Below are 24,275 nucleotides of genomic sequence, written 5' to 3' on the forward strand. Positions count from 1 at the left end.
AAGTCGGGCAGTATTCTAAGCCGTAAGTATTCGAGCCTCAAGACGTGCCTAAACGGCAAGCTACGCGGGCTAAATTTTCAGACATCAAAGCCATTGCGGGGTTTAAGATAGCGGAGAAACAAAAAATCGGCGGTTTTTTCGGAACAACGCCGCAAGTTCATATCCAACAAAACGGGTTACCCATCCATGATGCAATTCGACTGGACAACCTTTATCCTGGAAATCCTCAATTTCCTGGTCCTGGTGTGGATACTGCAACGCTTCCTGTATCGCCCGGTGCTGGCAATGCTCGATGCCCGGCAGCAGCGCATCAAAGATGAAACCGAGCAGGCCGCACAGTTGCGCAACGAAGCTGAAGCCCTGCGCCAACAATACGAACAACGGCTAACCGATTGGAATCAACAACAAGAAGCCAGTCGCCGGCAACTAGACGAAGAGTTAACTCAGTTGCGCAATACTGCAACGGAGAATCTGAAACAGACGCTTGCTGACGAAGAGGCTAAATTGCGGGTCCGCAACCAGACGCTGATTGCGGCACGGGAAGCCGCTTTGATAAGGGAAGCAGCGGGCGCGGCATATGGACAGGCAGCGGCGATGTTGCAACGACTGGCGTCGCCGCAGTTGACGCAGACTATTGTCGAGGTATTTTTGCAAGATCTGCTGAATATGCCGGATAGCGAACAAACTGCACTGCGCAAAGCGGCGGCGATGCTGATTGCCGCTTCTGCGGTCGAGGTGCTTAGCGCGCACCCGTTGAGCGAAGCCGATCAAGCGCGAGTGACGGAAACCCTGTCGAATGCTGCCGGACAAACCTTGCAACTCACGTTCAAGGAAGACCCGGCCTTGATTTCCGGCCTGCGCGCCATAGTCGGCGAATGCCAATTGCACGCTAATCTGGCAGATGAGCTGGCGTTTTTCCGGCGCCAAGCCAATCATGGTTGAGCCGGTTAAAGCCTACCAATTTGGCCTGCGTCTATCCGAGCGCGGTTGCGTGGCCGGCATCGGTGACGGCATCGCCTGGATACGCGGGTTGCCCACTGCCCGGCTTGATGAATTGATCGGTTTCGACGACGGCAGTACCGGTCTGGTGTTTCAGTTGGGCAGGGAAGTGCTGGGGGCGATTTTGTTGTCGCAAAACCGTGGCGTCACCGCCGGCATGGCCGTGCAGCATATCGGCCGCAAACTGGAAATTGGCGTTGGCGATACCTTGTTGGGGCGGGTGGTCGATCCGCTTGGCAGTCCGCTGGACGGATTGCCGCCACCGGAATTGCGCCAATTTCGCTCGTTGGAAGCTGCCGCGCCGCCCATCATCGAGCGCGATTTCGTCTCCGAACCTTTGTATACTGGCTGCAAGATTGTCGATACGCTGATTCCGATCGGTAAGGGCCAGCGCCAATTGATCATCGGTGACGACGGCATAGGCAAAAGCGCGCTGGCCCTGGACGCCGTGCTCAATCAACGTGGCCGTAATGTGTTGTGTGTGATGGTGTTGATCGGACAGCCGCGTTCTTCCGTAGCCGGTACTATAGAAGTGCTGCGCCAGGCCGATGCGCTGGCCTATACCGTGGTGGTAGTGGCCGAAGCCAACGCCTTGCCGGGTTTTCGCTACCTAGCGCCGTTTGCCGGTTGCGCAATTGCCGAGCACTGGATGCGCATGGGCCGCGACACGTTAGTGGTCTACGACGATCTGACGCGCCACGCCCAGTCCTATCGCGAGCTGTCGCTGCTACTGCAACGGCCGCCTGGCCGCGAAGCCTATCCTGGCGATATTTTTTATCTGCATTCCCGGCTGCTGGAGCGTTCCACCGTATTGTCGTCGGCATATGGCGGCGGCAGCATGACGGCCTTGCCTATCATCGAAACTCGCCAGGGCGAGCTGTCGGCGTATATTCCCACCAACCTGATTTCGATCACCGACGGCCAGATTTATCTGGAAAGCAAGCTGTTCGCGGCGGGCATGCTGCCGGCCATCGACATCGGCCGTTCGGTATCGCGCATCGGCGGCAAGGCTCAACATCCGGCTATCAAAACCGCTTCCGCGCATATTCGGCTGGATTATTTGCAATTTCTGGAGCTGGAGCTTTTCGCCCGTTTCGGTACGCGTTTAGAAGCCGGTGTCGAGGAAAAACTGCAACGCGGTCGCTTGCTGCGGGAAATATTGAAACAGGACCGCTTGCAACCTTTGTCCGAACGAGCCCATCTGGCCTGGCTGCTGGCCTATGGCGAGGGCTTGCTGGAAAACCTCAAGCCGGAACAGGCGGCCGGCGTATTGGCGGAGCTGCTTGTAAAATTGCCGGATACCTTGATCTTGGATTCACCTAAAAAGCAATGGTTGTCAGCGTTGCGGCAATTATTGGCGGATAAAACATGAGCCAGCGTCGGGAAGTTGAGGCGCGATTAGCCTTGTTCGACGATTTGTCCGGCATTCTCGGCGCGATGCGCAGTTTTGCCTTGGCTGAGCTGCGGAAAGTGGGTAGGCGCGAGGCCGCGCAGCAACAAGTCGTGCAATCGTTGCAGACGGCCTTGGCCGATTTGGCCGATAGCTTGCCGGAGCCGGCTTTAAGCTCGCCCGCCAACGACATCTGGCTGTTATTCGGTTCCGTGCGCGGCTTTTGCGGCAGCTTTAACGAAGACGTGATGCGCTACTGGCGAACAGAATCCACTCAGCAAGGCCCATTGATTCTAGTTGGTGAACGCCTGCACCAAATGGTTGAGGAGCGCGCCGCATTGCAACGGCTGCGCGGTGCCGACGGCGGTTTGGATGCGCCGGCCGCGATAGATAGTATTCTGGCGGCGGTCGCGGAACTGCGCGGGGTCGAGTTTGGGTTGATAGCCTGTGTGCGTGACGAACAAGGTGCGCGCAGCCAACGTCTTTGGCCGCTGTCTGATGTGGCTAGTAGCGCCAGGCTAAACCCGCCGTTGACGTTCGCACCGCCGGCGGAAGTGGCCCAAGGCGTTGCCGAACATTATCTGTTTCACAGCCTGCTGGCCTTATTGTTGCGCTCGATTCGGGTGGAAAACCACATGCGGCTGATGCAGATGGAAACCGCGTTGCGACATCTTGAGCGCGGCGGCGAAGAATTACAACGACAACGCAATCGGCTGCGCCAGGAAGAAATCGTCGAGGAAATCGAGTTGATGGTGGGTCGGCGTTAGATAATTCGGCTGTAGTCTAATATGAGCTATTCATAGCTTATTAGCGTTGCAGATCTTCCTGTTTGAAGTCTCGTCGCTTGTGGATTACGCCATGGATATAAACGGTTTCGCCGATTGTTTCGTAAAGTATCCGGTATGAATATATGCCGATTTCGCGCACATTTTCCTCGCCAATTTCGGAAACTGTCCGGCCCAGCTTTGGCATGGTCGCCAGGACATCCACTTTAGCGAGAATGTCTTGCGTTACGCGGTTTGCGTAGAGTTTGGAATCACGAGCAATAAATTGATGTATCGAGTGGAGGTCTTCGCGCGCGGGTTTTGACCAAACAATCACCATTGTTCGATTTCGCGCTTTAACTCTTCTTGGTGAATGAATTGGCCTTCAGTGATAGCTTCGCGGCTTTTACGTAACTTGTCGACGACGTAAAGCTGATACATGATTTCGTCAATGTCTGCGTTGTCAGGCAAACGGTCAATCGATTCCAGCGCTTCCTGTTTTAGAGTGGGTGTTTGCATGAATAGACTCCCATTGATGAATGGAGCTACACCATAAGACGCAATCAATAGGACGTCAATACGATATTGGCGTGGCGTTGACGCGATTAACCCGCCAATAAAGCAAATTTATAAACCATACTTCCGCCGCTTCCGCCAAAAAGTCGCCCGACTCATCCCCGCATATTGCGCGGCCTGTTCCAGATTGTCCGGGTTATTTTCCAAGGCTTCTCGGATCAATTCCGCTTCGTTTTGACTTTTCGGGCGTGCTGTAAGGTGTTGGTCAATCGTTGCTGTCGGTCTAAGCGGCTCGCGGAACTCGGGCGGCAAATCGCCTATGCTTAGCTCGCTGTCGCGGCCCACCGCATAAGCGTATTCGACGACATTATTCAATTCCCGAACATTGCCCGGCCAGCGGTAATCCAACAGCAGGCGCATCGCTTCCGGCGCGATGCTGTCGATATGGCGATGGCCTTGGGTGTTATGCCGGTCTATCAGATGTTGCAGCAACAGGCTGATGTCCTGGCGACGTTCGCGCAGCGGCGGCAGAAAGATCGGCACGACCCGTAAGCGGTACATCAAATCCTCTCGAAACCGGCCGGCCTTGACCTCTTCGCGCAGCGATCTATGCGTGGCGGCGATAATCCGCACATCGACGCTGACGGCGCTATCGCCGCCGACCGGGATGAAATTGCGTTCTTGTATCACGCGCAATAGTTTGGCTTGCAGTTCCAATGGCAGTTCCGCTATTTCATCTAAAAACAGCGTGCCGCCGTTGGCGCGTTGAAACAGGCCGGCATGGTTACGTACCGCGCCGGTGAATGCGCCTTTCACATGGCCGAATAACTCGCTTTCCAACAGGCTGGGGGTCAAGGCCGCGCAGTTGATGGCCAGAAAGGGTTGATAGTGACGCGGGCTTTCCAAATGCAGCGCATGTGCCACCATCTCTTTACCGGTGCCGGATTCGCCGCGGATCAACACGGTGGCTTCGGTTTCGGCGACGTTGCGAATAATTTTGATGGCCTCTTTCATCGCCGGGTCACGCGACAGAATGCCGTGAAAGCTGTCGCTGTCGTCCGGTTTTTGCTCGGGCGCTGTGTCGCTTTGCGCTTGCAGAAATTCAATCGCCCCGGCGAAGCCGCCATTGCTGTCGTAGAAGGCGCGGGCGGTTCGATAACAATTCAGCGTCCGGCCATCCGGGCGATGTATCCGTACCGCTTGCGACTTGACGATGCCGAGTTCGGCCAGGTTGCAGGGGTCGTTGTCGCTGTCGCAATTCAGTGCGGTCTTGCAAGGCTTGCCGATGGTCTCGGTCGCGCTCAGGCCGAACAATTGTTCGGCGCCTTTGCTCCATAGCAAGATGTCGCTATTACTGTCCACGATAAAGGCCGCGCCGCTTTCGAATAAGTCGGTCAACACTTCTACGACTTGATCGGCGCCGATTTGGCCGAGCCAACGTTTGAATAGGGGCGAGGAGGATGCCATGCGCTAAATCTCAGTTTGTTTCATTGATGTTTCAAGTGTATCAGCATTGTTTCAGTATTTCATATTGAAACATCATCTGTAACCATTGCGAGGCCACACTATAGAATCTATCGACTTATCATTCTAATAGGTGAAAAATAAAATTGTTTTTTAAAACAAAGGTCTATCTGTATTTAGCCCATGTTCTGCAGAGCTGATTTTATAAGTAGTGCGGAGATAAAGGCTGCCGATAAGCTGGCACGAGTATTGATATACAAACCCTATATTCTTCTTATTTTGCGATAAACGAGGCTGGTAATGATCTTCAGACAACTCTTCGAAACAGAAACCTCCACCTACAGTTATTTGTTGGGCTGTGAACGTAGCCGTCGCGCCTGCCTGATCGATCCGGTCGCTTCGGAGCTGCCGATTTATCTCGATTTACTGCAAAGCTTAGATCTAAAACTGATTTACACCCTGGAAACACATGTGCACGCCGATCATATTACCGGTGCCGGTTTGTTGCGGGAAAAGCTTGGCAGTAAGAGTGTTGTGCATAGGGATGCAGGCGCGCTCTGCGCGGATTTGCTAGTCACCGACGGCGTGTTGTTGCAAGTGGGTGATTTGGATATCCAGGTGCGGCATACCCCCGGCCATACCGGCGGTTGCGTCAGTTATGTGATGGCTGATCGGGTGTTTACCGGCGATGCCTTGCTGATCGGCGGCAGCGGCCGTACCGATTTCCAGCAAGGCGATGCCGGCCAGCTTTACGACAGTATCACCGGCAAATTATTTACTTTGCCCCCTGACACCTTGGTTTATCCGGGACACGATTACCAGGGTAATACCGTGTCTACTATCAAACAGGAAATGGCTAAAAACCCCCGCGTGGGTCAAGGCCGCACGCGTGTTGAGTTCATAGCGATCATGAGCGAATTGAAGCTGGCGTATCCCAAGTTTATCGATCAGGCGCTGCCGGCCAATCAGTCTTGTGGGACGCTGGCCGAGTAGGCGGAGTTAACCGATGATCCTGACGCTGATCTTGGCAATCTGTATCGGCCTGCTGCTGGGCTTGTTGGGCGGCGGCGGCTCAATTTTGACGGTACCGATGCTGGTATATGTGCTGCATGTGCCGCCCAAGACAGCCATTGTCACCTCATTTGTGGTGGTGGGCGTATCCAGTCTGATGGCATTGCTTCCGCATGCGCGGCGCGGCCATGTTTGCTGGAAAAGCGCGCTGGTATTCGGTTTGGCCGGCATGCTAGGCGCATTTGGCGGCGGTCGATTGGCCGGGCATTTTTCCGGCGAATGGCTAATGGTGTTTTTTGGGGCGATTACCTTGTTGACCGGCCTGGCGATGATCTTCAAGAAAGCGCCTAGCGAGACAACTATTGAGCAGGCATTACCAATGTGTCCTTTACAGACACCGATATTGCGTTTGTTATTCGATGGGGTTTTGGTCGGCGGTTTGACCGGGTTAGTGGGGGTCGGTGGCGGCTTTTTGATCGTGCCTGCATTGACCTTATTGGTGGGTTTGCCGATGCCGGCGGCGATCGGTACCTCGTTACTGGTTATTGTGATGAACGCCACCGCCGGCTTGAGCGGTTACGCCAATCACGCACAGCTGGATATCGAGTTGATGATACTGGTCACCGCCGGTGCGGTATGCGGCAGTTTTCTGGGTGGTTGGTTATCCAATTTTATTAGTGCGGCGGTGTTACGGCGCGGGTTCGGCTGGTTCGTGATGGTGGTGGCGGTTTACGTGTTGTTTAACGCCGTGAGTTGGCAACTGTTGGCATCGTTAGCGGTGTGGCAGGATGACGAACTTGCCTGGCGACGGGTGTTGGCCGGCCTAGCTGCCGTTTTGGCACTAGGCCTAATCGGCAATCGTATTCATAGCCGTAAACCGCGTATAGAAGCGGTGCCAATGCCGCCTCGGCAGCACCTGTAAATTAGGCTAGACTAATATTGATGGTTGTGTTAGACCGTCACATTAGCCATCCGGTGTTAACCGCTTGGTGCATAACTATAAAAATCGTTTGAGGAGGGTATATGTCTTATTCATTCAATAAGTCCCGTCGGCGCTTTTTTGCGCAAAGTGGAGCCGGATTAATGGCGTGGGCGGCAACGCCCGCGTGGTTGCGGGCCATGGAAAACATGGGCGACATGCCGAAAATGTCACCGCGAAAAGCTTCGGCCAATTTTCATCCGGATGTGGAATTGGACTTGATCTGCAAGCCTGGCTCTGTAGCAATTTTGCCCGGTCAGCCCACGCGAGTGCAGCAATACTTTGCCAAATTGGTGAAGGGACCGGCGCAAACCTTAACCGAAATTCCCGGCTCTTATTTGGGACCGGTGCTGCGCTTCGAAAAGGGCCAAAAGATCAGAATCAATCTGCATAATCAGCTTAACGAACCGAGCATTACGCACTGGCATGGTTTACACGTGCCTGCCGAAGTAGATGGTCATCCGCTTTACACGATAGATAGCGGTCAAGTGTTTGTATATGAGTTTGAAATGCTCAATCGCGCCAGCATGAATATCTACCACCCTCACCCGCACAACACCACGGCGGAACAGGTTTATCATGGCCTGGCGGGCGCCATTTTGGTGAACGACGAGGAAGAGCGGCGTTTGGAATTGCCCGGCGGCGAATACGAAGTCCCGATCGTGATTCAAGATAAATTGTTTGACGACAATAACCAACTCGTCTACGTGCGTCACATGCGCGATCGGATGATGGGTTTTTACGGCGACCGGATTTTGGTCAATGGTCACCCGAATTTTCAGCTCGACGTGGCCAGTCGGGCATATAGGTTCCGCGTCCTCAACGGCTCAACGGCGCGCATCTACAAACTGGCTTGGGACGACAAATCGCCCATCACCGTCATCGGCACCGATGGCGGTTTGCTGGAGGCTCCGGTCAATAAACCTTACGTGATGCTGGCCCCCGGCGAGCGTTTGGACATTTGGGCGGATTTCAGCGGGCGTAAAGTCGGCTCTCAGTTAGTGTTGCGCAGCCGTTCTTTTTCCGGTGTGCTGCCGGGGATGGCCGAACGCATGATGGGTGGCGGATCAGGTCAAAAAGGTCGCATGGGCGGCATGGGGATGCACGGCAGTACCTTGCCGGTGGGTAGTGATTATCCGATATTTACCGTAAAAGTCACCCGGCAGGTGGGTGACAGTCCGAAATTAGCCAACAGTTTGGCGCAAATTCACCATTACAGTTTAAGCGACACGGCCAATCCCGCTAAACCGGTGCCTATCGCTATTTCGGAAGGACCAATGCGCATGGTCTTAAATGGCCGGCCTTATGCCTATAACGACATCTTGCCGAGCGAGCGCATCCCACTGAACACCGTTCAATTGATGGAGATTTTTCATGCGCATGGCGGTGGTGGGCACGGCGATAAAGCCGGTGGCGAGCACGGCAGTACAGAGAAAACCGATTCCGGCAGCCACAAAATGGGCGGCATGGGCATGAGGGGTGGCATGCGGCACGATGATGATAACAAGCAAGGCGAAGGCGGTCATCGGCGCATGGGTATGATGGGCATGCGCCACGGCGGCGATAGCGATGAAGCCGGCGGTCATCAAATGGGCGGCATGGGGGGAATGGGCGGTGGCATGGGCATGATGATGTCTATGGCGCATCCGATTCATTTGCACGGCCAATATTTTCAAATCCTCAGCCGGACCATAGCCACTAACGCAGGCGAAGATTACGCCACGGTTAAAGATGGTTTCATCGAAGGTGGCTGGAAAGACACAGTGCTGGTCATGCCGGGCGAGCGGGTAAAAATCATCAAGCCATTCCAGGATTTCAAAGGTTTGTTCATGTATCACTGCCATAATCTGGAACACGAAGATATGGGCATGATGCGCGATTTCTTGGTTGTATGATCTGAACGAGACGCCAATTGTCAGGGAGCGGGATATGACGATAATCAACAGGCATTTAACAGTCGAGGGCATGCACTGCGCGGGTTGTGAAGACACCATTCGCCAAGCGCTGGCTGATTTAACGGGCGTGATAACGGTGGAAGTCAGCTATACGCGAGCGGCGGTTGATGTGCAATTCGACGACCAGCTTGCCGACGAAGCGGCGCTGTACCAAGCCATTCGTGCTAAGGGTTACGGGGTGGCACTGACGCCGCCCGCTGCTAACGGTAAGCTGAAAGGCCTGTTGATTTTTTTGTTGTTATTGCTATTGGTCGGTGGCGTCACTTTCTGGGGCAAGAGTTTGATGCCGGGCGTGATGCAGCAAATCACACCGCATATGGATCAAGCGGTGTTGCTGGCCATCGGTTTTCTCACGGGTTTTCATTGTATCGGCATGTGTGGTGGTTTTGTAGTGGGTTATACCGATCCCGCCAAACCCAAAACCCGCCAATTGCTGGCGCATTTAAGTTACGCATTCGGCAAGACCTTGTCCTACAGCGCCCTCGGCGCTGGGTTTGGCCTGTTAGGCGCCACCATCGCTATTACCCCGCAGATACGAGGCGGGCTGGCTTTAGCCGCTAGCGTATTTCTGTTGCTGTACGGTCTGAAGATGCTCAACTTCTTTGCCGTCTTGCGCCGCTTTACTTTGCGCATGCCCAAGGCAGTCAATCGCCAGCTTGCAGACGAAATGCGCAAGCCACGCAGTGCTTTGCGTACCGGCTTGTTGACGGGCTTATTGCTGGGCTGCGGGCCGCTACAGGCCATGTATGTGATGGCCGCCGGCAGCGGCGACCCGGTGCAAGGCGCGCTGATTCTGTTCTGGTTTGGCCTCGGCACTTTGGCGCCGTTGCTCGGTTTTGGGTTTTTCGCCAGTTTATTGTCGCCGGTATTTATGCGTCAGCTCGTCAAGGTATCCGCAATATTGGTTATCGCGATGGGTGTCATGATGGCGCAACGCGGCTTGAAAATCGTCCAAGCAGGCCAGATGTCCGCAGCGATGCCCTCGCATACCCAACCCGTTCAGTGAGTTAAAATCTTGGATATTCACCGTTTCAGACAATTGAACGAGCAAGCCAAACTACTGGCGGACGAAATAGGCAACTTGCTGATCGAAGTTTTTCATTATTTGGCCTTGTTTGTCATCGGCGCCAGTATTGTTTGGTCGGCGGTGGTGGCTTACGGCGGCATGATGTTGCAAGGCCACGCCACCATCGGTGACATCTTGCTGCTGTTCATCTATTTGGAATTGGGCGCGATGGTCGGCATTTATTTCAAAACTAATCTGATGCCGGTGCGCTGTCTGATTTACATTGCCATCACCGCGCTGGCCCGGTTGTTAATCGCCGACATTCAGGCCCATCACCAGGCCGATATGGGGATTTTATTAGTGTCCGGCGGCATTTTATTGCTGGCCTTATCGACAGTGATTATTCGAAAGCCAAGCAACGAATCGTAAAACATCAATTCAACCGCAATCTCGACAGATTTCGGCGGCTATGCGCGGGTGTTTGGTAAAGCAGATGCCCGATTCAACTCGAATATTTTGTGGGCGTGGCTCATTCACACAGGACGATTAGGATGAAAAAAACACTCTTGCTAACTGCCTTACTGCTAGCGGTCAGCGCTGCCCGGGCCATTCCACCGGTCGATCCGGCGCGGCTGGACGAAGTGCAAGAGCGCGGCAGCCATGTCATGCCGTTTGACCTGGAAAAAACCTTACATATTTTTAATAAAACCGACACCGGCGGCATCCAGCAAGTCATTGCCAAAGATGCTGCGGATACTGAGCAAATCAATTTGGCCCGCAGCCACCTGGCGCAACTGGCTTCGGGGTTTGCCAAAGGCGATTTTTCCGGGCCGCGCCGCATTCATGGCGATGATATGCCGGGGCTAAAAGCCTTGGCGCTTGCCGCCGGAAAAGTCAGTTTTGCCTATCGGGATTTGCCGAACGGTGCGGAAATCGAGTATCGAACGGAAGATAAACAGTTAATAGCAGCGATACACAGCTATTTCGATGCCCAACTCAGCGACCACGCTCGCCACGCAGTGCCCGGCGGACAGCATATGCACCACGGCCACCACCAGCCTTAATCGTTAATAAGACGGAAAGTCGTCACTGAACACCTGCTGAATAGCCAGGTGTATTCTTGATTCAATCTGCCCGCAAACTCAGGAATCGATTCGCTGTGAAATAGTGCCATTCGATTGGCCTTTCCTTGCGGCGATTTTGTTGTTAAAAAGCCCTTATCTAACGGCGATAAGGGGGACGACATGTCCGGACTGGCGACAAAACACGCGGCGGGTAACGACGCTGCGGTTACAAAAATGCTCCCCCTGCATTGGCTGAGCCGCCCTGGATTCTGGTTAGGCTGGGCCTTGATGCTAGCCTTGCTCTCTACCGTCATCGCCTTCCAGCAAGCGCCGCACCGCAACGCCTATCGCCCTGAACCCAAATTGTTGAGTTGGAATTATTGGGCTTACCCCGTCGAGCGCAACGCTTTTCGGAGGTTGCCGGCGATTGCTGGGAATCTTAATGATCTGGCTGTTTCCGAAGATGGCCAGCATATCTGGGTGGTCGGTGACGGCGGTTTAATTGTGTTTAGTGAGGACGGTGGGGTGAGCTGGCAGCAAGGGCAAATTGGCGCTGCGCCAGCTGTGCCGCTGGCGCAGACCGACGGTTTTTGGATCAAGGAAGCGCAAGCCGGGATGCCGGGGGCCTACCCACCACAACAGCAATCGGCCCCGACTAACCTCGACAATGCGCCTTTAAGCATTCGAAAAACCGGCAGCGGTGAGGCAAATGCTGCCAGGGAGATAAACCCTGCGCTCGATTATGTAAACCAGTCGCCAGTCCAAAAGGCGCCGAGTGCGCCGCTAGAGCAAGAACTAGCTGCGCCAAAGACCAATAACGAGCCAACGGCGCCCACTTCAAAAAACCTGCCTCAAGCAATTACAGTCGAGAAGGCGGGCGACTCCGTTTCGCCGCCACCCGTTCAGAAGCAAAAGCCGATTGGACGGGACCCAAAGCTCGCCAATTTATATTCCGTGTATTTCGTCGACACCTCTAATGGTTGGGCGGTCGGCGAAGATGGTGTGATTCTGGTTACCGCCGATGGCGCCAAAAGCTGGCAGCTCCAAATCAGCGGAACGAAGGAAATATTGAACAGCGTGCATTTCGTCAATCCTGCGCATGGCTGGGTAGTAGGCCAGGCGGGTGTCATTCTGGCTACCGCAGACGGCGGTAAAAGTTGGAAAAATCAGGCGAGTGTTGCCGGGTCGCATCTGAATAGTGTGACGTTTTCCGATGAACTGCATGGTTGGGCCGTCGGTGATCTTGGGGCCATACTTGCCACCGCAGACGGCGGTCAAACTTGGCAAGCTCAAGCTAAAAATGCCAATCAAATTTTTCAATCGGTAGATTTTATCGATAATCGGCGCGGTTGGGCCGTGGGAACGGGTGGGCGCATCGTTGCCACCACGGATGGAGGCAACACTTGGCAGTCGCAACCCAATCAAGTGTCGCAATTTCTACGTAGCGTCCGCTTGCTAAAAGACGGCTTACGGGGTTGGGTGGCTGGCACCAACGGTACCCTCGTAGCGACGACTGACGGCGGACTAAGCTGGCGAATACTAACCAGCGGAACTTCCGGTGAGTTGCGTAACGTTAAATTTTCTCAGAACGGTTCGCACGGTTGGGCCGTCGGTGCCGACGGAACTATAGTTGCCAGCGCTGACGGTGGTAATAGTTGGCAGGCTGCAAGCCAGAAGGTTTTTAGCAGTGTGCAATTTATGAATAATCGTCAACTTGGCTGGGTAATTGGTGCTGATGGCGCAGTTTTATCCAGTACCGATGCTGGTCGAAATTGGCGAATGCAGGAAATTCAAACCCATCAAGACCTATTTGGCTTGCACATTTTAGCTGACGGTCAACGTGGCTGGTTGACCGGTAGCAATGGGGTTATTTTTGCTACCAGCGATGCTGGGAAAAATTGGCGTGCTCAAAACAACAACACCAAGATATTCTTATTCAGAGTGCAATTTCTCAATGACGGTTTGCACGGCTGGGCCGCGGGTGACGGGGGGCTTCTGGTCACCCGTGATGGAGGCAAAAACTGGCAACTTGACCCTAATATATGGGGAACACTTTTTGCCATGCATTTTTCGGAGGATGGTCAGCGAGGTTGGCTGGCCGACGTCAGCGGTAAGTCGGACTTTACTGAGGATGGTGGCTTGACTTGGCAATCGCAAGTGATTGGTTCAACGGTAGGTATTCTCGATCTTCAGTTTCAGGCCGACAATATAAACGGTTGGGCTGTCGGCTCTAAGGGGGCAATTTTTTCCACATCCGACGGCGGAAAAAATTGGCATGCTCAAGTGAGTACGACCCAACAGAATCTCAGAGGATCAGCTTTCGCCGGCGACGGCAGTCGTGGTTGGGCAGTCGGTGTCGGCGGCACGGTAGTGTCTACTACAAATAGCGGTGGCACATGGCAGGCGCAAAACAGTAATACCTCAGTAAACTTGATTGATATAGATGCCGACAACGAAGGCCGATATGCCTGGACCGTCGGCACAGCCGGCACCCTACTCGCGACCAGCGACGGCGGCGAACATTGGCAGGATCCGGTATTGCCTTATCAGCGCTATCCGGCACCCTGGTATTACTTGAGTTGGTTGCCGATCATGCTGTTGTTCAGCCGTGGTTTGCGCTTGCAGTTGACCGAACTGCGCGAACCGGAAGCCCATGATCCCAACTTAGGCATCAATCCCACCGCTGCTTCTGATAAACCCACCGGGCCTGGCAGCAAGGACTATCTGGGCAGTTTGCAGTTGGCTCGGGATTTGTCCGCGTTTCTGCGCAACGAAAACACCCAGCCGCCATTGACCCTGGCGATTACCGGCGATTGGGGCAGCGGCAAAAGCTCGGTGATGAATTATTTGCAAGCCGAATTGCGCCGTGAGGGTTTACGACCGGTCTGGTACAACGCCTGGCATCATCAGGAGGAACAACAGGTGCTGGGCTCCATTCTGGAATGCGTGCGTCGGCAGGCTACGCCGTCGCTATGGCTTTGGCTGTTGCCGGGCCTGTGGTTTCGGTTGCGATTGTTGACGCATCGGCGTTTTTGGTTACAGTTGCTGGCGGCTGCGCTGTTGACCGGATTTTGCTGGTTGGCGGCGTTTGCGTATTTTCATGAAGAGGCGGAAGAAAATCAGGTGTGGCACTTCGCTTCCCATCTGGCCGGCTTGGAGCAGCCGGCGGTGTTGACTGTACAAGGCCACGCCCGCTTATGTGCCCAAGCGGGTAACGTTACCAATCCAGCCAAGCCCCCTGCTGACCAGCTGTTTAGCCCTGCCGATTGCGAGAAACTGCAATGTTTGGTGAATGCGGATGTCTCCGGCGTAGCCAAAGAGCCGGCAAATTGCAAAGATACCTTAAGCGCCTTCGCCAGCGACGACGAGTTACTGGCTCAAGCCGGGAAAGTACTCGAGCATGAATTAACTCAAGAGCGCAAGCAAGCCATCGTTAAGCAACTGGAACATAGCCCCGGCAAAGCGCCGTTTGCTTTGCCGGCCTGGTTGACAGCTTTGTTGACGGTGCTGACTACCGTGGCTGGTGTGGTGGTGGTCAAGGGGGCGTCGTTGTTTGGATTGGCCAGCACCGATTTGTTGAAAACCGCGATCAGCAAAACCGGCGTTATAGAAGCTGCCGAGCCGGTGGGTACCCGGCAAATCTGGGAACGGCGCTTCGAGCGTTTGACCAAGCTTTTGGGGCGGCGGCGGTTGGTGTTATTTATCGACGATCTCGACCGGTGCAGCCGCGAGCATGCGCTGCGGGTGCTGGAGACCTGTAATTTCTTGGTCAGCAGCGGCGAGTTATTCATCGTGATGGGTATCGCTCCTAAATATGTACTGGCAAACGTCAAACTGCATTTCAAGGAACTCGCGGAAGCCTTGCACGAATTTGACGACAATGGTGCTGCGGCTGCTGGAGCGCCGGTCGAAACTGCGCCAGCCCGGAAACCACGCAGCCTGGCGCGATTTTATCTGCAAAAATTGATCAATATCGAAGTGCCGGTGCCTACCGCCGGTAGCGAGGCCATGCTGAACCTGTTAACCGGCAACGGCGGCGAGGAGGATGGTCTAGGTCAACGCGATCAGCGCTTACAAAAAATTAGCAATGGTCTGGTTTTGACATTGCAGGTTTTTGTCCTGTTGGCCGCGATGGCTTGGGCGGCTTATCACGCCAGTCAGCCTATACCTGGCAAGTCAACCCCGCCGGTTTTGGCAACACAGTCGGTGGCAGCAGCGGCTAAGTCAGTGGAAACCAACGCCGAGCCTGTCGCCGATATATCCGACAAACTTAAAGCCGAATCCGGCATTACTTCGTTTCGTGCCGATTTCAATCCAGAGCAACTGACGCCTTGGCCGCAGCGGATTGGCTATAGCTTGTTACTGTTGTCTATGTTGGTGGCCGGAGGATTGGTGTGGGCAGGTGTCAACCAAAAAGCCCGAAACTGGCTGGTGGACTATCTGGAAATGGCTTACAAGGCTTTTGGTCGGGATTGGTTCGGACCAAGGCAAACTCAGGACACCCCGGAGTTTGCCGCAGCGTTGCGGATCTGGTACCCGCTAATTCATCAAACTCAATCCCAGCCTCCGGAGATCAATTCGCCGCGTACCGTGAAAGCCTTTTTAAACCGACTGCGCTGCTTCGCCAGTCGCTGGCCGAAAACGACTGGTGAACACGGTGAAGCGCAGTTGGTGGCGTTGGCGGCTTTGCATTTTTATTTGGGTGAAGATAGTCCCGAAAATTGGGATACATTTTTAGAGAATTTGAAAGTGCAATCCTATGGCACAGAATGCTATCTAAAGTTGCAATCGATAGTTGCTGAACATAAAAGACAGTTTGGGTTGCCGAGTGACGACGATACTAAACTGTTTAAATATTTCATCGAGAACCTGGAAATCCATAAGCCGCAGTGAGCCGGAACGGAATACCCGTGAAAAGTAGGGCCGAGTTAATAGCCCGAGTATTGACCAAGTTTTGCTGTATCTATTTAGCGATTGTTAAGCGTAGGGTGTATAAGCAGTGCGCATCCACCAAGATTGCCGGATGCGCTTTGCTTACCCCGGCCGGCTCGAGTAGGGGAGAGCCAATGCCTTTAAGTTAAGAACTTGTAGGTGCGAATTTATTCGCACTATGGGTGCCAAACGTCGAATAAATTCGCGACTACAGTGTGGTCAACTCTTAACTCAACGGCGTTTGGAGAGAAACCAGGGGATAGATCAGTCGCAACAACTAATTTTTCAGCCATTCCTGATTCGGTAGCCAATTAGTTATCCATCGCGGTAAGTCCCCGGCCGGCATGGGCCGGGCGATGCCGTAGCCTTGGGCGTTGTCGCAACCCAGTTTCAGCAGCAGCAGGCCGTGTTCTTCCGTTTCGACGCCTTCGGCTATTACTTGCCGATGAAAGGCGGCGGTGAGATTGATGATGCCGGCGACGATAGCCAAATCTTCCGGGTCGCCGAGGATGTCGCGAATAAACGATTGATCGATCTTTAAGGTGTCGGCCGGCAAGGCTTTCAGGTAAGTTAGTGACGAATAACCGGTACCGAAATCGTCCAATGCAAAGCCGACGCCCAGTTTTTGGCATTCCTTCATCACGGCGGTGACTCTGCCAATATCCTCCAGCGCTGCTGTTTCCAGTATTTCCAGTTCCAGGCAGTGGGGGCGCAATTGCGGATGCGCGGCAAAGCCGGTTTTCAAGGTTTCGACGAAGTCCTGGTGTAGTAAGTGGCGCGGGGCGATATTGATACTAATGGCAATGTTCAAGCCCATGTCTTGCCAGATTTGCAGGTGGTCCAGGGCGCGGGCCAAGACCCAATTGCCTAGCGCTATGACCAGCTCGGTGCCTTCTATGTCGGGTAAAAACGCCGCAGGCGACAATAAGCCACGCTCGGGATGCTGCCAGCGAATCAATGCTTCCGCGCCCAGTACTTTACCCAGGCGCATATTAACCTTGGGTTGAAAATACAGCACGAACTGGTTATTCAGCAGCGCGGTTTCGATTTGCGTTAAGGTTTCGCCGCGTATCAGCGCTATCCGATCCAGTTCCTGATCGAACAGGTGGTAGCGATTTTTGCCGCGTTGTTTGGCGACATACATGGCCTGGTCGGCATGCCGCAACAAGGTGTCCGCGCTCGCCAGATCGTCGGGGTACAGGGTAAGGCCCACGCTGGCGGAGACGCAGACCAGGTTATCTGCAATCGACATGGGTTCCGCGACTTTGCAAAGCATGCGCTCCAATACCGCCTCGCATTCTCGGCTGTCGTTAAAATCCAGCAATAGCAGCACAAACTCATCGCCGCCGATGCGAGCCACAGTATCGCCGGCGCGCAGGCAGTCGCGGATGCGTAGGGATGTTTCAATCAGCAATTGATCGCCCACTTCGTGGCCGTACTGATCGTTGACCGGTTTAAAACCATCCAGATCCAGATAGCATACCGCCATATGGTTGCCGGCACGGTGCGTGTGGGCCAGTGCTTGTGCTAGGCGGTCGGCCAGCAACACGCGGTTGGGAATGCCGGTCAGCGGATCGAAATGGGCGATGCGTTCCAGATCGTATTCATGGTTCTTCAGCGGCGTGATGTCCGCCGATAAGCCGATGTAATGATGAATTTGGCCATCGTCGTCCCGCACCACCGAAATTGACGTCAGTGCCGCGAAGACTTCGCCCTTTTTGTTGCGGTTCCACAGTTCGCCGCTCCAATGATCGTGTGTGTTTAGCGATTGCCACATGGATTTATAAAACTCCGCCGATTGCCGACCGGATTTGAGCATGCTGGGGTTTTTACCCAACACTTCTTCGCGTGCGTAACCGGTGATTCGGCTAAAAGCCGCGTTGACATCGATGATGCGATTTTCGCTGTCGGTAATGACTACGCTGTCGTGAGTGTGGGCGAAGACGCTGGCCGCCAAGCGTTGTTCAGCTTCGCGGCGTTGCAGTTCCTGACGAAATTGTTCGCGTTCCAACAGGTTGCGAATCCGCAAGCGGGCAATTTCGATACTGATGGGTTTGGTCAGATAGTCCGCGGCGCCCAAGGAAAAGCCCTGCGCTTCGGCTTGAATTTCGTTCAAAGCGGTAACGAATACAATCGGAATGTCTTTTAATAGCGGACTGGCCTTGATCCGCCGACAGGTTTCGTAGCCGTCCATATCCGGCATCATAATGTCGAGCAGAATCAGATTGGGCGGCTCATCCAGCGCCAGTTCCAGGCCTTTACCGCCGGAGGTGGCGATTTGAATTTGATAATCGTCCTGTAATGCCAAGCCCAACAAGGCCAGGTTGGCGGGGCTGTCGTCAATGGCGAGAATTTTCAACTGCTTGCTGTTCATTCGGTTTGTGCTCCGTCCCAACCCAAGGCTGAATAAAGCTGCCGCAATTGCTGGCGTGCCTGGTCGAATTTCATTTCGTTGACCGATTGAGCTATTTCGGAAAACCGCGGTTCTACCGCACTAGCGCGCAGTAAATTCTGCAATGCTTTAACGTGATTAATGGCATGGAACATGTTTTTGGCAAGTAAGTTGTCGAGTTCGTCCAGTAGCGGCCGTATTTCTTGGTTGCGGTGAAGCAAGGCGATGTCTTCCTTACTGATTGCCGGGTTGGTCACCGCAAAGACGGGTTGCTCCGGATGGATGGGCGTATCTCGATAGTGCCCGGCGTTGACTGCTGCGGAATAGATTTCCGCGCACGGGGCGAGTAAGCGCTGTTGTTCCCGATTGTGGTTATGCAGTTGACAATCAACCAGGTCGCAGCGAATTTTGAACCAGAACCGCGCGCCCATGCCGGGACTACTTTCCACGCCGGCTTCGCCCTGCATCAGCCCGGCAAAACGCTGGACGATGGATAAGCCCAGGCCGGTGCCGGCGTAACGCCGCGTCGAACTGGCGTCGATTTGGGTAAAAGGTTTGAATAGTAGGCTTTGTTGGTCGGCGGCAATGCCGATGCCTTGATCGGACACAGAAAATTCCAGTTGTGCTTGCGAACCTTGCCGACGCAACTCCGTTACCTGGATTTGGATCGCGCCATGATTGGTAAATTTGATGGCATTGCTGACCAGATTTGAGAGCATTTGCCTGACTCTGATTTGATCCAGTAGATAGCATTGCTCGCAGGGGCCGAGCCAGACGGTTTCGATTTGCAGGTTTTTCTGAAGCGCGCTTTCCCTGAACAGCGACTGTACTTCGGTGATGATTTGCCGAGGCTGCGCGGCTGAGTAAACCAGTTCCAGTCGATTGGCTTCGATTTTGGACAAATCCAACACATCGTTTAACAGGGTTAACAGGGTTTGTCCGGATGCGAGGATAGTGCGGGCGCATTCTTGATGCCTGCTTGGGTCGCAGTCCGGTAGACTCAGCAGTTGCGCCATTCCCAAGATACCGTTCAATGGGGTGCGGATTTCGTGCGACATGGTGGCCAGGAAATTACTTTTGGCCTGATTCGCGCTTTCCGCGATGCGGGTCTTAATTTCGTTGCTTAAAATCAGCGCCATGTGCGAGAAAAACGGCGATAGATAATCGCGCATTTGCGCAGAGCCCAACATGTCGGTCATTTTGATGGCGCCGATTAATTCTTTGCCCACCTGTAAGGGCATGACCCAGGTGCAGGCAATGGCCGGGGTCATGCCGCGCAGCAGCGTGTGCTGAGAATCTGTGGCTTGTTCGACAAAGCGGCGCTGATGAAAAACTTCGTTGATCAAGGGGTCGTCGATATGATCAATAATTTGGCGGTCGCCGGCCAAATTGGCGTAATGGATTGTCCCCGCGTCCAGATAATAAATTTCGATATTGCTGCCGCCCAAACTGCCGCACAAAGCAGTCATTAAGCTCTCCAGCAGCCCTTCGACGCCGGCGATGGGGTTTAACAGCTCCAGCATGTGCAGAATCAAATATAGATTGGCCTTTTCTTCCGAAAGCTTGCGGACGCGGGTTTCCAATTGCTTGACCCGTTCCTGCAACTCTTGATTGGAAGGTGCTTGAGTCATTGTTCCGCGGCAAGCCGGCGTTGAATGGCATCGGCCAAAACGGTTTCCAAATGCTCCAGGCCGACATCCATCCATTCCAGCGGCAAATCCACGAAGCGCGCAGCGGTTTCGGCGGCGGCGCTGAAATCGCCGTTACACGGGGTGCGCAGCGCCAGGATATATTTGTGGCTACTGTGAAATATCTCCCTGATCACCGTCATGTTCGCGCCGAAGCAGGCGGTGATCATCGGTTCCCAGGTCAAGGCCCAGTCTTCCAGTAAAAAATACGCGCCTTTTTCCAGTTCCTGCATGAATAATTCGTAGCCCAGCAGCATCACAATACAGTTTTGGCCGTGGGTGCGGCAGGTGTGGTGGCCTTCCAGATATTTTTCCATCAACGGGTGGCAGCCGCCGTAAAACACCACGGTTTTCTCGCCGAGTTTTTCGCGCTCTTCCAATGCCTGATTCAATTCCGTCGATAAACGATTCAGGTAATTGTGCAGGGCCGAATCCAGATAATGGGTGTGGACGTTCCAGTGATTTTTCGCGATTAATCTATCCACTTCCTTACGTAAGATGCCGCAGCCTATCATGGTCAGCGGTGTTTGATTTTCCGGCTGTATCGCGAAGGTTTTCATGGCTGTCTCCCATATTCGAATGCGGCAGCTACCATGGCTCTAATATTGGCCTCGGGCACTGCCAATGGCATTACGCCGTTACCGAACAAAAAATGGCCGCCGGTTTTGCCTATTTCGACAATACGCTGCACTTCGGCGCGGGTTTGCTCGGCGCTCCAGTGAATCATTTTTATATCGTCGATTACCCCGCAGGTCAGGCCGCGAGTATTGATCAGGCGTTTGGCTTCGGCAATGTCGGCGAGCGGGCTGATGTGGTGGGTTTTGATGTGAAGTTCATCGAAAACTAAGTCGATCACATCGTTGAATGGCGCCATGCCACAGTAATAGACGATGTCTTCGTTATCGCCAGGCAGCAGGTCTCGCCGCATCCAGGGCATCACGATTTGCTCTATTTGTTTGCGGCTGACGAAATACGGTGAGCCGAATGGCGTGGAATAAATCAGTACATTGGCGCCGAAGGCGCGGAGCGTAGCGATTTCCTTTTGGACGAAATCCGAGCACTTTCGCAGTAATTCGTCACGGACATCGAATGGCCCGAGCAGGAATAGCTCCATCCATTTATCCATACCCATCAAGATGGCCGGCAACGTGGTCGAGGCCGTGATGTACGCGCAAATCGGATGCGTGGCGCCGACTTCGCTGCGCAAAATCTTTAGGCTGTCGGCGACGGGTTGCCAGGCTGGTTGTTGGGTAATGTCGGCGGGAATTTCGAGTTTGGCGATGTCGTCCAGGTTTTTGATGACGAAGTCGGCGACATTTGGAACGCCGTCGTCGGCAAACAGGATTTCCCGGCATCCCAACAATTCGGCTTCCTTGCCTACGTAATGTAGGCTCCAGATGTTGTCGTAGCCGTAGCGCTGCAACAGGCGTAATTGACCATCGGCGACATATTCGCCCCTGCTGAAGTATTCCTTGGCGGTCATAGCCAATTCCCGGGCGCCGTGATCGGGCAGATTGCAAAAAACCGGGATGCGCGGCGCGGGGCTGCCGGTCGTCGCGGCGCTGAGAATTTCCAGGGGTGTCATGGCTTGACCTCGCGAATCAAATCGACAATGACTTTGGCGGCGGTGACGCCATCCGGCGCCCAGGCGTCCGCGCCGACCTTAATGTACAACTCCGGATCGAAACGGTAGGGAGCGCCGCCTACCGCTAGTTTGATTTGTTGCTCCAAGCCGCGCTCCTGTAATAGTGCGCGCACACCCAAACTGCCTTTTTCGCTGGTGGCGGTGTGGACCATCATGGCGGATACCGCGATGACTTGAGCGTTCTCGGTCATTGCGGTATCGACGAATTTTTCGGCGCTGACATTGGTGCCAAGATCGACCACATCCACCATCAGCGATTTCAAACAGCCGCTGACGATCCTTTTGCCCAAGGAATGCAGGTCGCCGTAAGCGGCGCCGATGACGACGCGACCTATCATTTCCGGCGGTTTACTGAATTTTTCCAGCATTTTTTCGGTGACGTCGGCGGCGATTTGCGCAGTCATGAAATGCTGAGCCAGATTGGCGTCAGGATCCTTTTCGATCAAAGTCATCATCAATTCGACGGCCGGGATGACTAATTTGAAGACGATATCTTCCGGGCTGAATCCGTCGCTCAAGGCCTGATTGACGACATCCAGGGCCCCCTGTTTATCGGTCTCGAATACCGCTTGGTTGTAGGATTGAATATAAGCGTCGAGCATTACTGGAATTCCTCGATGGACATGGGCTGCAAGCGTAAATTGTCGATGAAGCGGTTTTCATATTCGAAAACCCCGCCGAGATTGACCACGTGCGCCCGTTGCACAATATTACTTAAGAGACTTGGCCCGGCTGGATTCAACAGCAGTTGTTCGCAGCCGGCCAGACTGGCATTGGCCAGCAGGCTGATCCGCTCGCGGGGCATTGTCGGCAGTAAACCGACCCGGAACGCGCTGTTTAGGTCCAGATGTTGCCCAAAACTTCCGCAAATCCATAACCTGTCTAAATCGTTTACGGACAAGCGTGCTAAAGCCAGCAATTGTGCCATGGCAGCGGCTGTCGATGCCTTGGCACGCTGGAAAATATCGATGTCGCTCGCAAAAATGGCACTTTTTGGCATATCGGCTTGCAATAAAAAGCCATGTTCGGTTGGGGGTTCGGCGAAGCGTCCGGACGGTTTCAGGTGCTTTTGGTCCAGCAGCAAGGCAATTGCATCAATGAAGCCGCTGGCGCAATAGCCGCGCGCCGGGGCATCTCCTATCGTCTGTAAGCCGTTGGCCGACACTTTGCAAATTGCACCGGCTTCAGCGGTCAAGCCGTTGCGCATGCCCACCCCTTCGAAAGCGGGGCCGCCCGGTACGGAGCTGGCCCACAGGCGTGTGCCGTCCCACACCGCGATTTCGGTATTAGTGCCGAAGTCGGCCAACAACATCGGTTGCGATTGTTCGGTAATACCGGTGGCGAGCAGGTCGGCCAGCAAATCCGAACCAATAAAGCCGGCCAGCGGTTGGGCAATGTCGATGTCGGCATGCGGGGTACGCCATGCCTGGCGCCAGACATCGGCATCGGCGGGCAGGCAGGCGATGGGGCTTTGCCAGTTCTCGGGTTGGTAGAGGCTGTCGCCGCTATTGCCGCAAATCAGTGTCAACATCGCGGTATTGCCGACGATCAACACCTTGCCCAACTCTGCCAGTATCGGCGTTATTTCGCCCATATCGCGGCTGAGAATATCGCGTATACCGTCCATGATCGCCTCACGCGCTTGCTGGCCTATGCGGCGGCAATCTTGCTCGTCCAGGCGCTCAGCATCCAGCCGGGTCAGAACATCGGCGCCATACGCGACTTGCGGATTGATGCTGTAACGGGTGCCAATGCGTCGGCCGGATTGTCGATTCCACAATGACAGGCGGATGTGTGTCGTCCCCAGATCGACCGCCACACCATAGACATATTCGGAAACGGCTGGATTGCCTTGTGCTTGATAAAGCGGGGTGGGGTCCAGACTTTTCCATGCAGAACGCGGCGCTGGATTTTCCAGGTAAAGCTTGCAGTCGCTGCGCGCCCGCAACTGGCAGGCCAAACGTATGCCGCTAGCCAGATCTTCCGGTAGCAGCTTTTGCCGTTCCGCCAGCGTCGGCGGGTTAAACTCGCCGTCGACGGTTTGAATCAGACACGCGCCACAGGTGCCCAAACCGCCACAGGCTGCGCGTACGCGTAAATCGGTGGTGTCGAGGGCTTGGCGGACCGACAGATCAGGTTTAAGCGGTATGCGTAGCGTCTGTTCGTTACTGCCGACCGTCGCCAGCATATCGCCAGCTGGGGGCTCTGGTCGTCCGGTATCGGGAGCGATGGTGATCATAGGCGATGGAAACCTGTATGAGTGATAGCAATTGCGCCTTCGTTAAGGTCTGGCATGATCTGGGTTTTGATCTATTCGGCATTGGTAAAACAGCCAGTGGTTTTCCCCTATCATTTTAGTGCGTATCGGCCGTTTCGCTGGCCCAATCCTGTTGTGTAAGCGATTTGTCTTTATCAGATCGGCTTTTACGGCATAAACTCCCCGATATGCGGCTAAGCTTTGCCGAAAAGG

The 24,275-nt window shown here is 54.3% G+C and carries 19 protein-coding genes; 10 read left to right on the forward strand and 9 right to left on the reverse strand.

Annotated features, from left to right (window positions below; all coding sequences use genetic code 11):
• The first annotated feature begins 189 nt into the window (after window positions 1-189).
• Genes ACR64Q_RS00730 through ACR64Q_RS00740 form a run of 3 tightly spaced genes read left to right on the forward strand, consistent with a single transcriptional unit; the run spans window position 190 to window position 3,156 of the window.
• Window positions 190-942, forward strand: a complete 753-nt coding sequence (locus tag ACR64Q_RS00730; RefSeq protein ID WP_409521204.1) for a F0F1 ATP synthase subunit delta — start codon at window positions 190-192, stop codon at window positions 940-942.
• Entirely contained in the window at window positions 902-2,371 is a 1,470-nt protein-coding gene (locus ACR64Q_RS00735) for a F0F1 ATP synthase subunit alpha (protein ID WP_026603118.1), read from the forward strand. The genes ACR64Q_RS00730 and ACR64Q_RS00735 overlap by 41 nt, the downstream gene beginning before the upstream one ends.
• Window positions 2,368-3,156 carry a F0F1 ATP synthase subunit gamma gene (locus ACR64Q_RS00740; RefSeq protein ID WP_026603119.1) on the forward strand — a complete coding sequence of 263 codons (789 nt, stop codon included), beginning with the start codon at window positions 2,368-2,370 and terminating at the stop codon, window positions 3,154-3,156. Before ACR64Q_RS00735 ends, ACR64Q_RS00740 begins: the two co-directional genes overlap by 4 nt.
• 40 nt (window positions 3,157-3,196) lie before the next feature.
• On the opposite strand, the gene ACR64Q_RS00745 is transcribed toward ACR64Q_RS00740, so the two are convergent.
• The 3 genes from ACR64Q_RS00745 to ACR64Q_RS00755 form a co-directional block, all read right to left on the reverse strand.
• Window positions 3,197-3,493: a type II toxin-antitoxin system RelE/ParE family toxin gene (locus ACR64Q_RS00745; RefSeq protein ID WP_026603120.1), complete on the reverse strand. Its 297-nt coding sequence runs from the start codon at window positions 3,491-3,493 to the stop codon at window positions 3,197-3,199.
• Window positions 3,487-3,672: a hypothetical protein gene (locus tag ACR64Q_RS00750; protein ID WP_026603121.1), complete on the reverse strand. Its 186-nt coding sequence runs from the start codon at window positions 3,670-3,672 to the stop codon at window positions 3,487-3,489. Before ACR64Q_RS00750 ends, ACR64Q_RS00745 begins: the two co-directional genes overlap by 7 nt.
• Before the next feature lie 108 nt (window positions 3,673-3,780).
• On the reverse strand, window positions 3,781-5,136 hold the full coding sequence (locus tag ACR64Q_RS00755; RefSeq protein WP_313733267.1) for a sigma-54 interaction domain-containing protein: 1,356 nt from the start codon (window positions 5,134-5,136) through the stop codon (window positions 3,781-3,783).
• A gap of 297 nt (window positions 5,137-5,433) precedes the next feature.
• Here ACR64Q_RS00755 and ACR64Q_RS00760 point away from each other — a divergent pair, with 297 nt between their 5' ends.
• From ACR64Q_RS00760 to ACR64Q_RS00790, 7 genes are all read left to right on the forward strand, one after another.
• Window positions 5,434-6,126, forward strand: coding sequence for an MBL fold metallo-hydrolase (locus tag ACR64Q_RS00760; RefSeq protein ID WP_313733268.1), 693 nt, complete (start codon window positions 5,434-5,436; stop codon window positions 6,124-6,126).
• Window positions 6,127-6,139: 13 nt separating this feature from the next.
• Window positions 6,140-7,066: a sulfite exporter TauE/SafE family protein gene (locus ACR64Q_RS00765; protein WP_313733269.1), complete on the forward strand. Its 927-nt coding sequence runs from the start codon at window positions 6,140-6,142 to the stop codon at window positions 7,064-7,066.
• Between the two features lie 101 nt (window positions 7,067-7,167).
• The gene (locus tag ACR64Q_RS00770) at window positions 7,168-9,018 is read left to right on the forward strand and encodes a multicopper oxidase family protein (protein WP_313733270.1); all 1,851 of its coding nucleotides are present in this window, start codon (window positions 7,168-7,170) and stop codon (window positions 9,016-9,018) included.
• Between the two features lie 34 nt (window positions 9,019-9,052).
• Window positions 9,053-10,084: an urease accessory protein UreH domain-containing protein gene (locus tag ACR64Q_RS00775; protein ID WP_313733271.1), complete on the forward strand. Its 1,032-nt coding sequence runs from the start codon at window positions 9,053-9,055 to the stop codon at window positions 10,082-10,084.
• Between the two features lie 9 nt (window positions 10,085-10,093).
• Window positions 10,094-10,513, forward strand: coding sequence for a phosphate-starvation-inducible protein PsiE (locus tag ACR64Q_RS00780; protein WP_313733272.1), 420 nt, complete (start codon window positions 10,094-10,096; stop codon window positions 10,511-10,513).
• Between the two features lie 122 nt (window positions 10,514-10,635).
• Window positions 10,636-11,148 (forward strand): aspartate carbamoyltransferase, encoded by a 513-nt coding sequence (locus tag ACR64Q_RS00785; protein ID WP_313733273.1) that lies wholly within the window; start codon window positions 10,636-10,638, stop codon window positions 11,146-11,148.
• Window positions 11,149-11,328: 180 nt separating this feature from the next.
• The gene (locus ACR64Q_RS00790) at window positions 11,329-16,041 is read left to right on the forward strand and encodes a YCF48-related protein (protein WP_313733274.1); all 4,713 of its coding nucleotides are present in this window, start codon (window positions 11,329-11,331) and stop codon (window positions 16,039-16,041) included.
• 316 nt (window positions 16,042-16,357) lie between these two features.
• Here the strand turns inward: ACR64Q_RS00790 and ACR64Q_RS00795 are convergent, their stop codons facing one another.
• From ACR64Q_RS00795 to ACR64Q_RS00820, 6 genes are read right to left on the reverse strand one after another with little or no spacing between them, the layout of a single operon-like run.
• A complete protein-coding gene (locus ACR64Q_RS00795; RefSeq protein ID WP_313733275.1) occupies window positions 16,358-18,454 on the reverse strand; it encodes a two-component system response regulator in 2,097 nt (698 codons plus the stop codon).
• Window positions 18,451-20,103, reverse strand: a complete 1,653-nt coding sequence (locus tag ACR64Q_RS00800) for a sensor histidine kinase (RefSeq protein WP_313733276.1) — start codon at window positions 20,101-20,103, stop codon at window positions 18,451-18,453. Before ACR64Q_RS00800 ends, ACR64Q_RS00795 begins: the two co-directional genes overlap by 4 nt.
• Window positions 20,100-20,720, reverse strand: coding sequence for a DUF1638 domain-containing protein (locus ACR64Q_RS00805; protein WP_313733277.1), 621 nt, complete (start codon window positions 20,718-20,720; stop codon window positions 20,100-20,102). The genes ACR64Q_RS00800 and ACR64Q_RS00805 overlap by 4 nt, the downstream gene beginning before the upstream one ends.
• Window positions 20,717-21,745, reverse strand: coding sequence for a uroporphyrinogen decarboxylase family protein (locus tag ACR64Q_RS00810; RefSeq protein ID WP_313733278.1), 1,029 nt, complete (start codon window positions 21,743-21,745; stop codon window positions 20,717-20,719). The genes ACR64Q_RS00805 and ACR64Q_RS00810 overlap by 4 nt, the downstream gene beginning before the upstream one ends.
• A complete protein-coding gene (locus ACR64Q_RS00815) occupies window positions 21,742-22,407 on the reverse strand; it encodes a cobalamin B12-binding domain-containing protein (protein ID WP_020483578.1) in 666 nt (221 codons plus the stop codon). The genes ACR64Q_RS00810 and ACR64Q_RS00815 overlap by 4 nt, the downstream gene beginning before the upstream one ends.
• Window positions 22,407-24,044, reverse strand: coding sequence for an ASKHA domain-containing protein (locus ACR64Q_RS00820; RefSeq protein WP_313733279.1), 1,638 nt, complete (start codon window positions 24,042-24,044; stop codon window positions 22,407-22,409). The genes ACR64Q_RS00815 and ACR64Q_RS00820 overlap by 1 nt, the downstream gene beginning before the upstream one ends.
• Between the last annotated feature and the right edge of the window lie 231 nt (window positions 24,045-24,275).

The sequence above is a fragment of the Methylomonas sp. 2F7 genome (assembly GCF_057126975.1).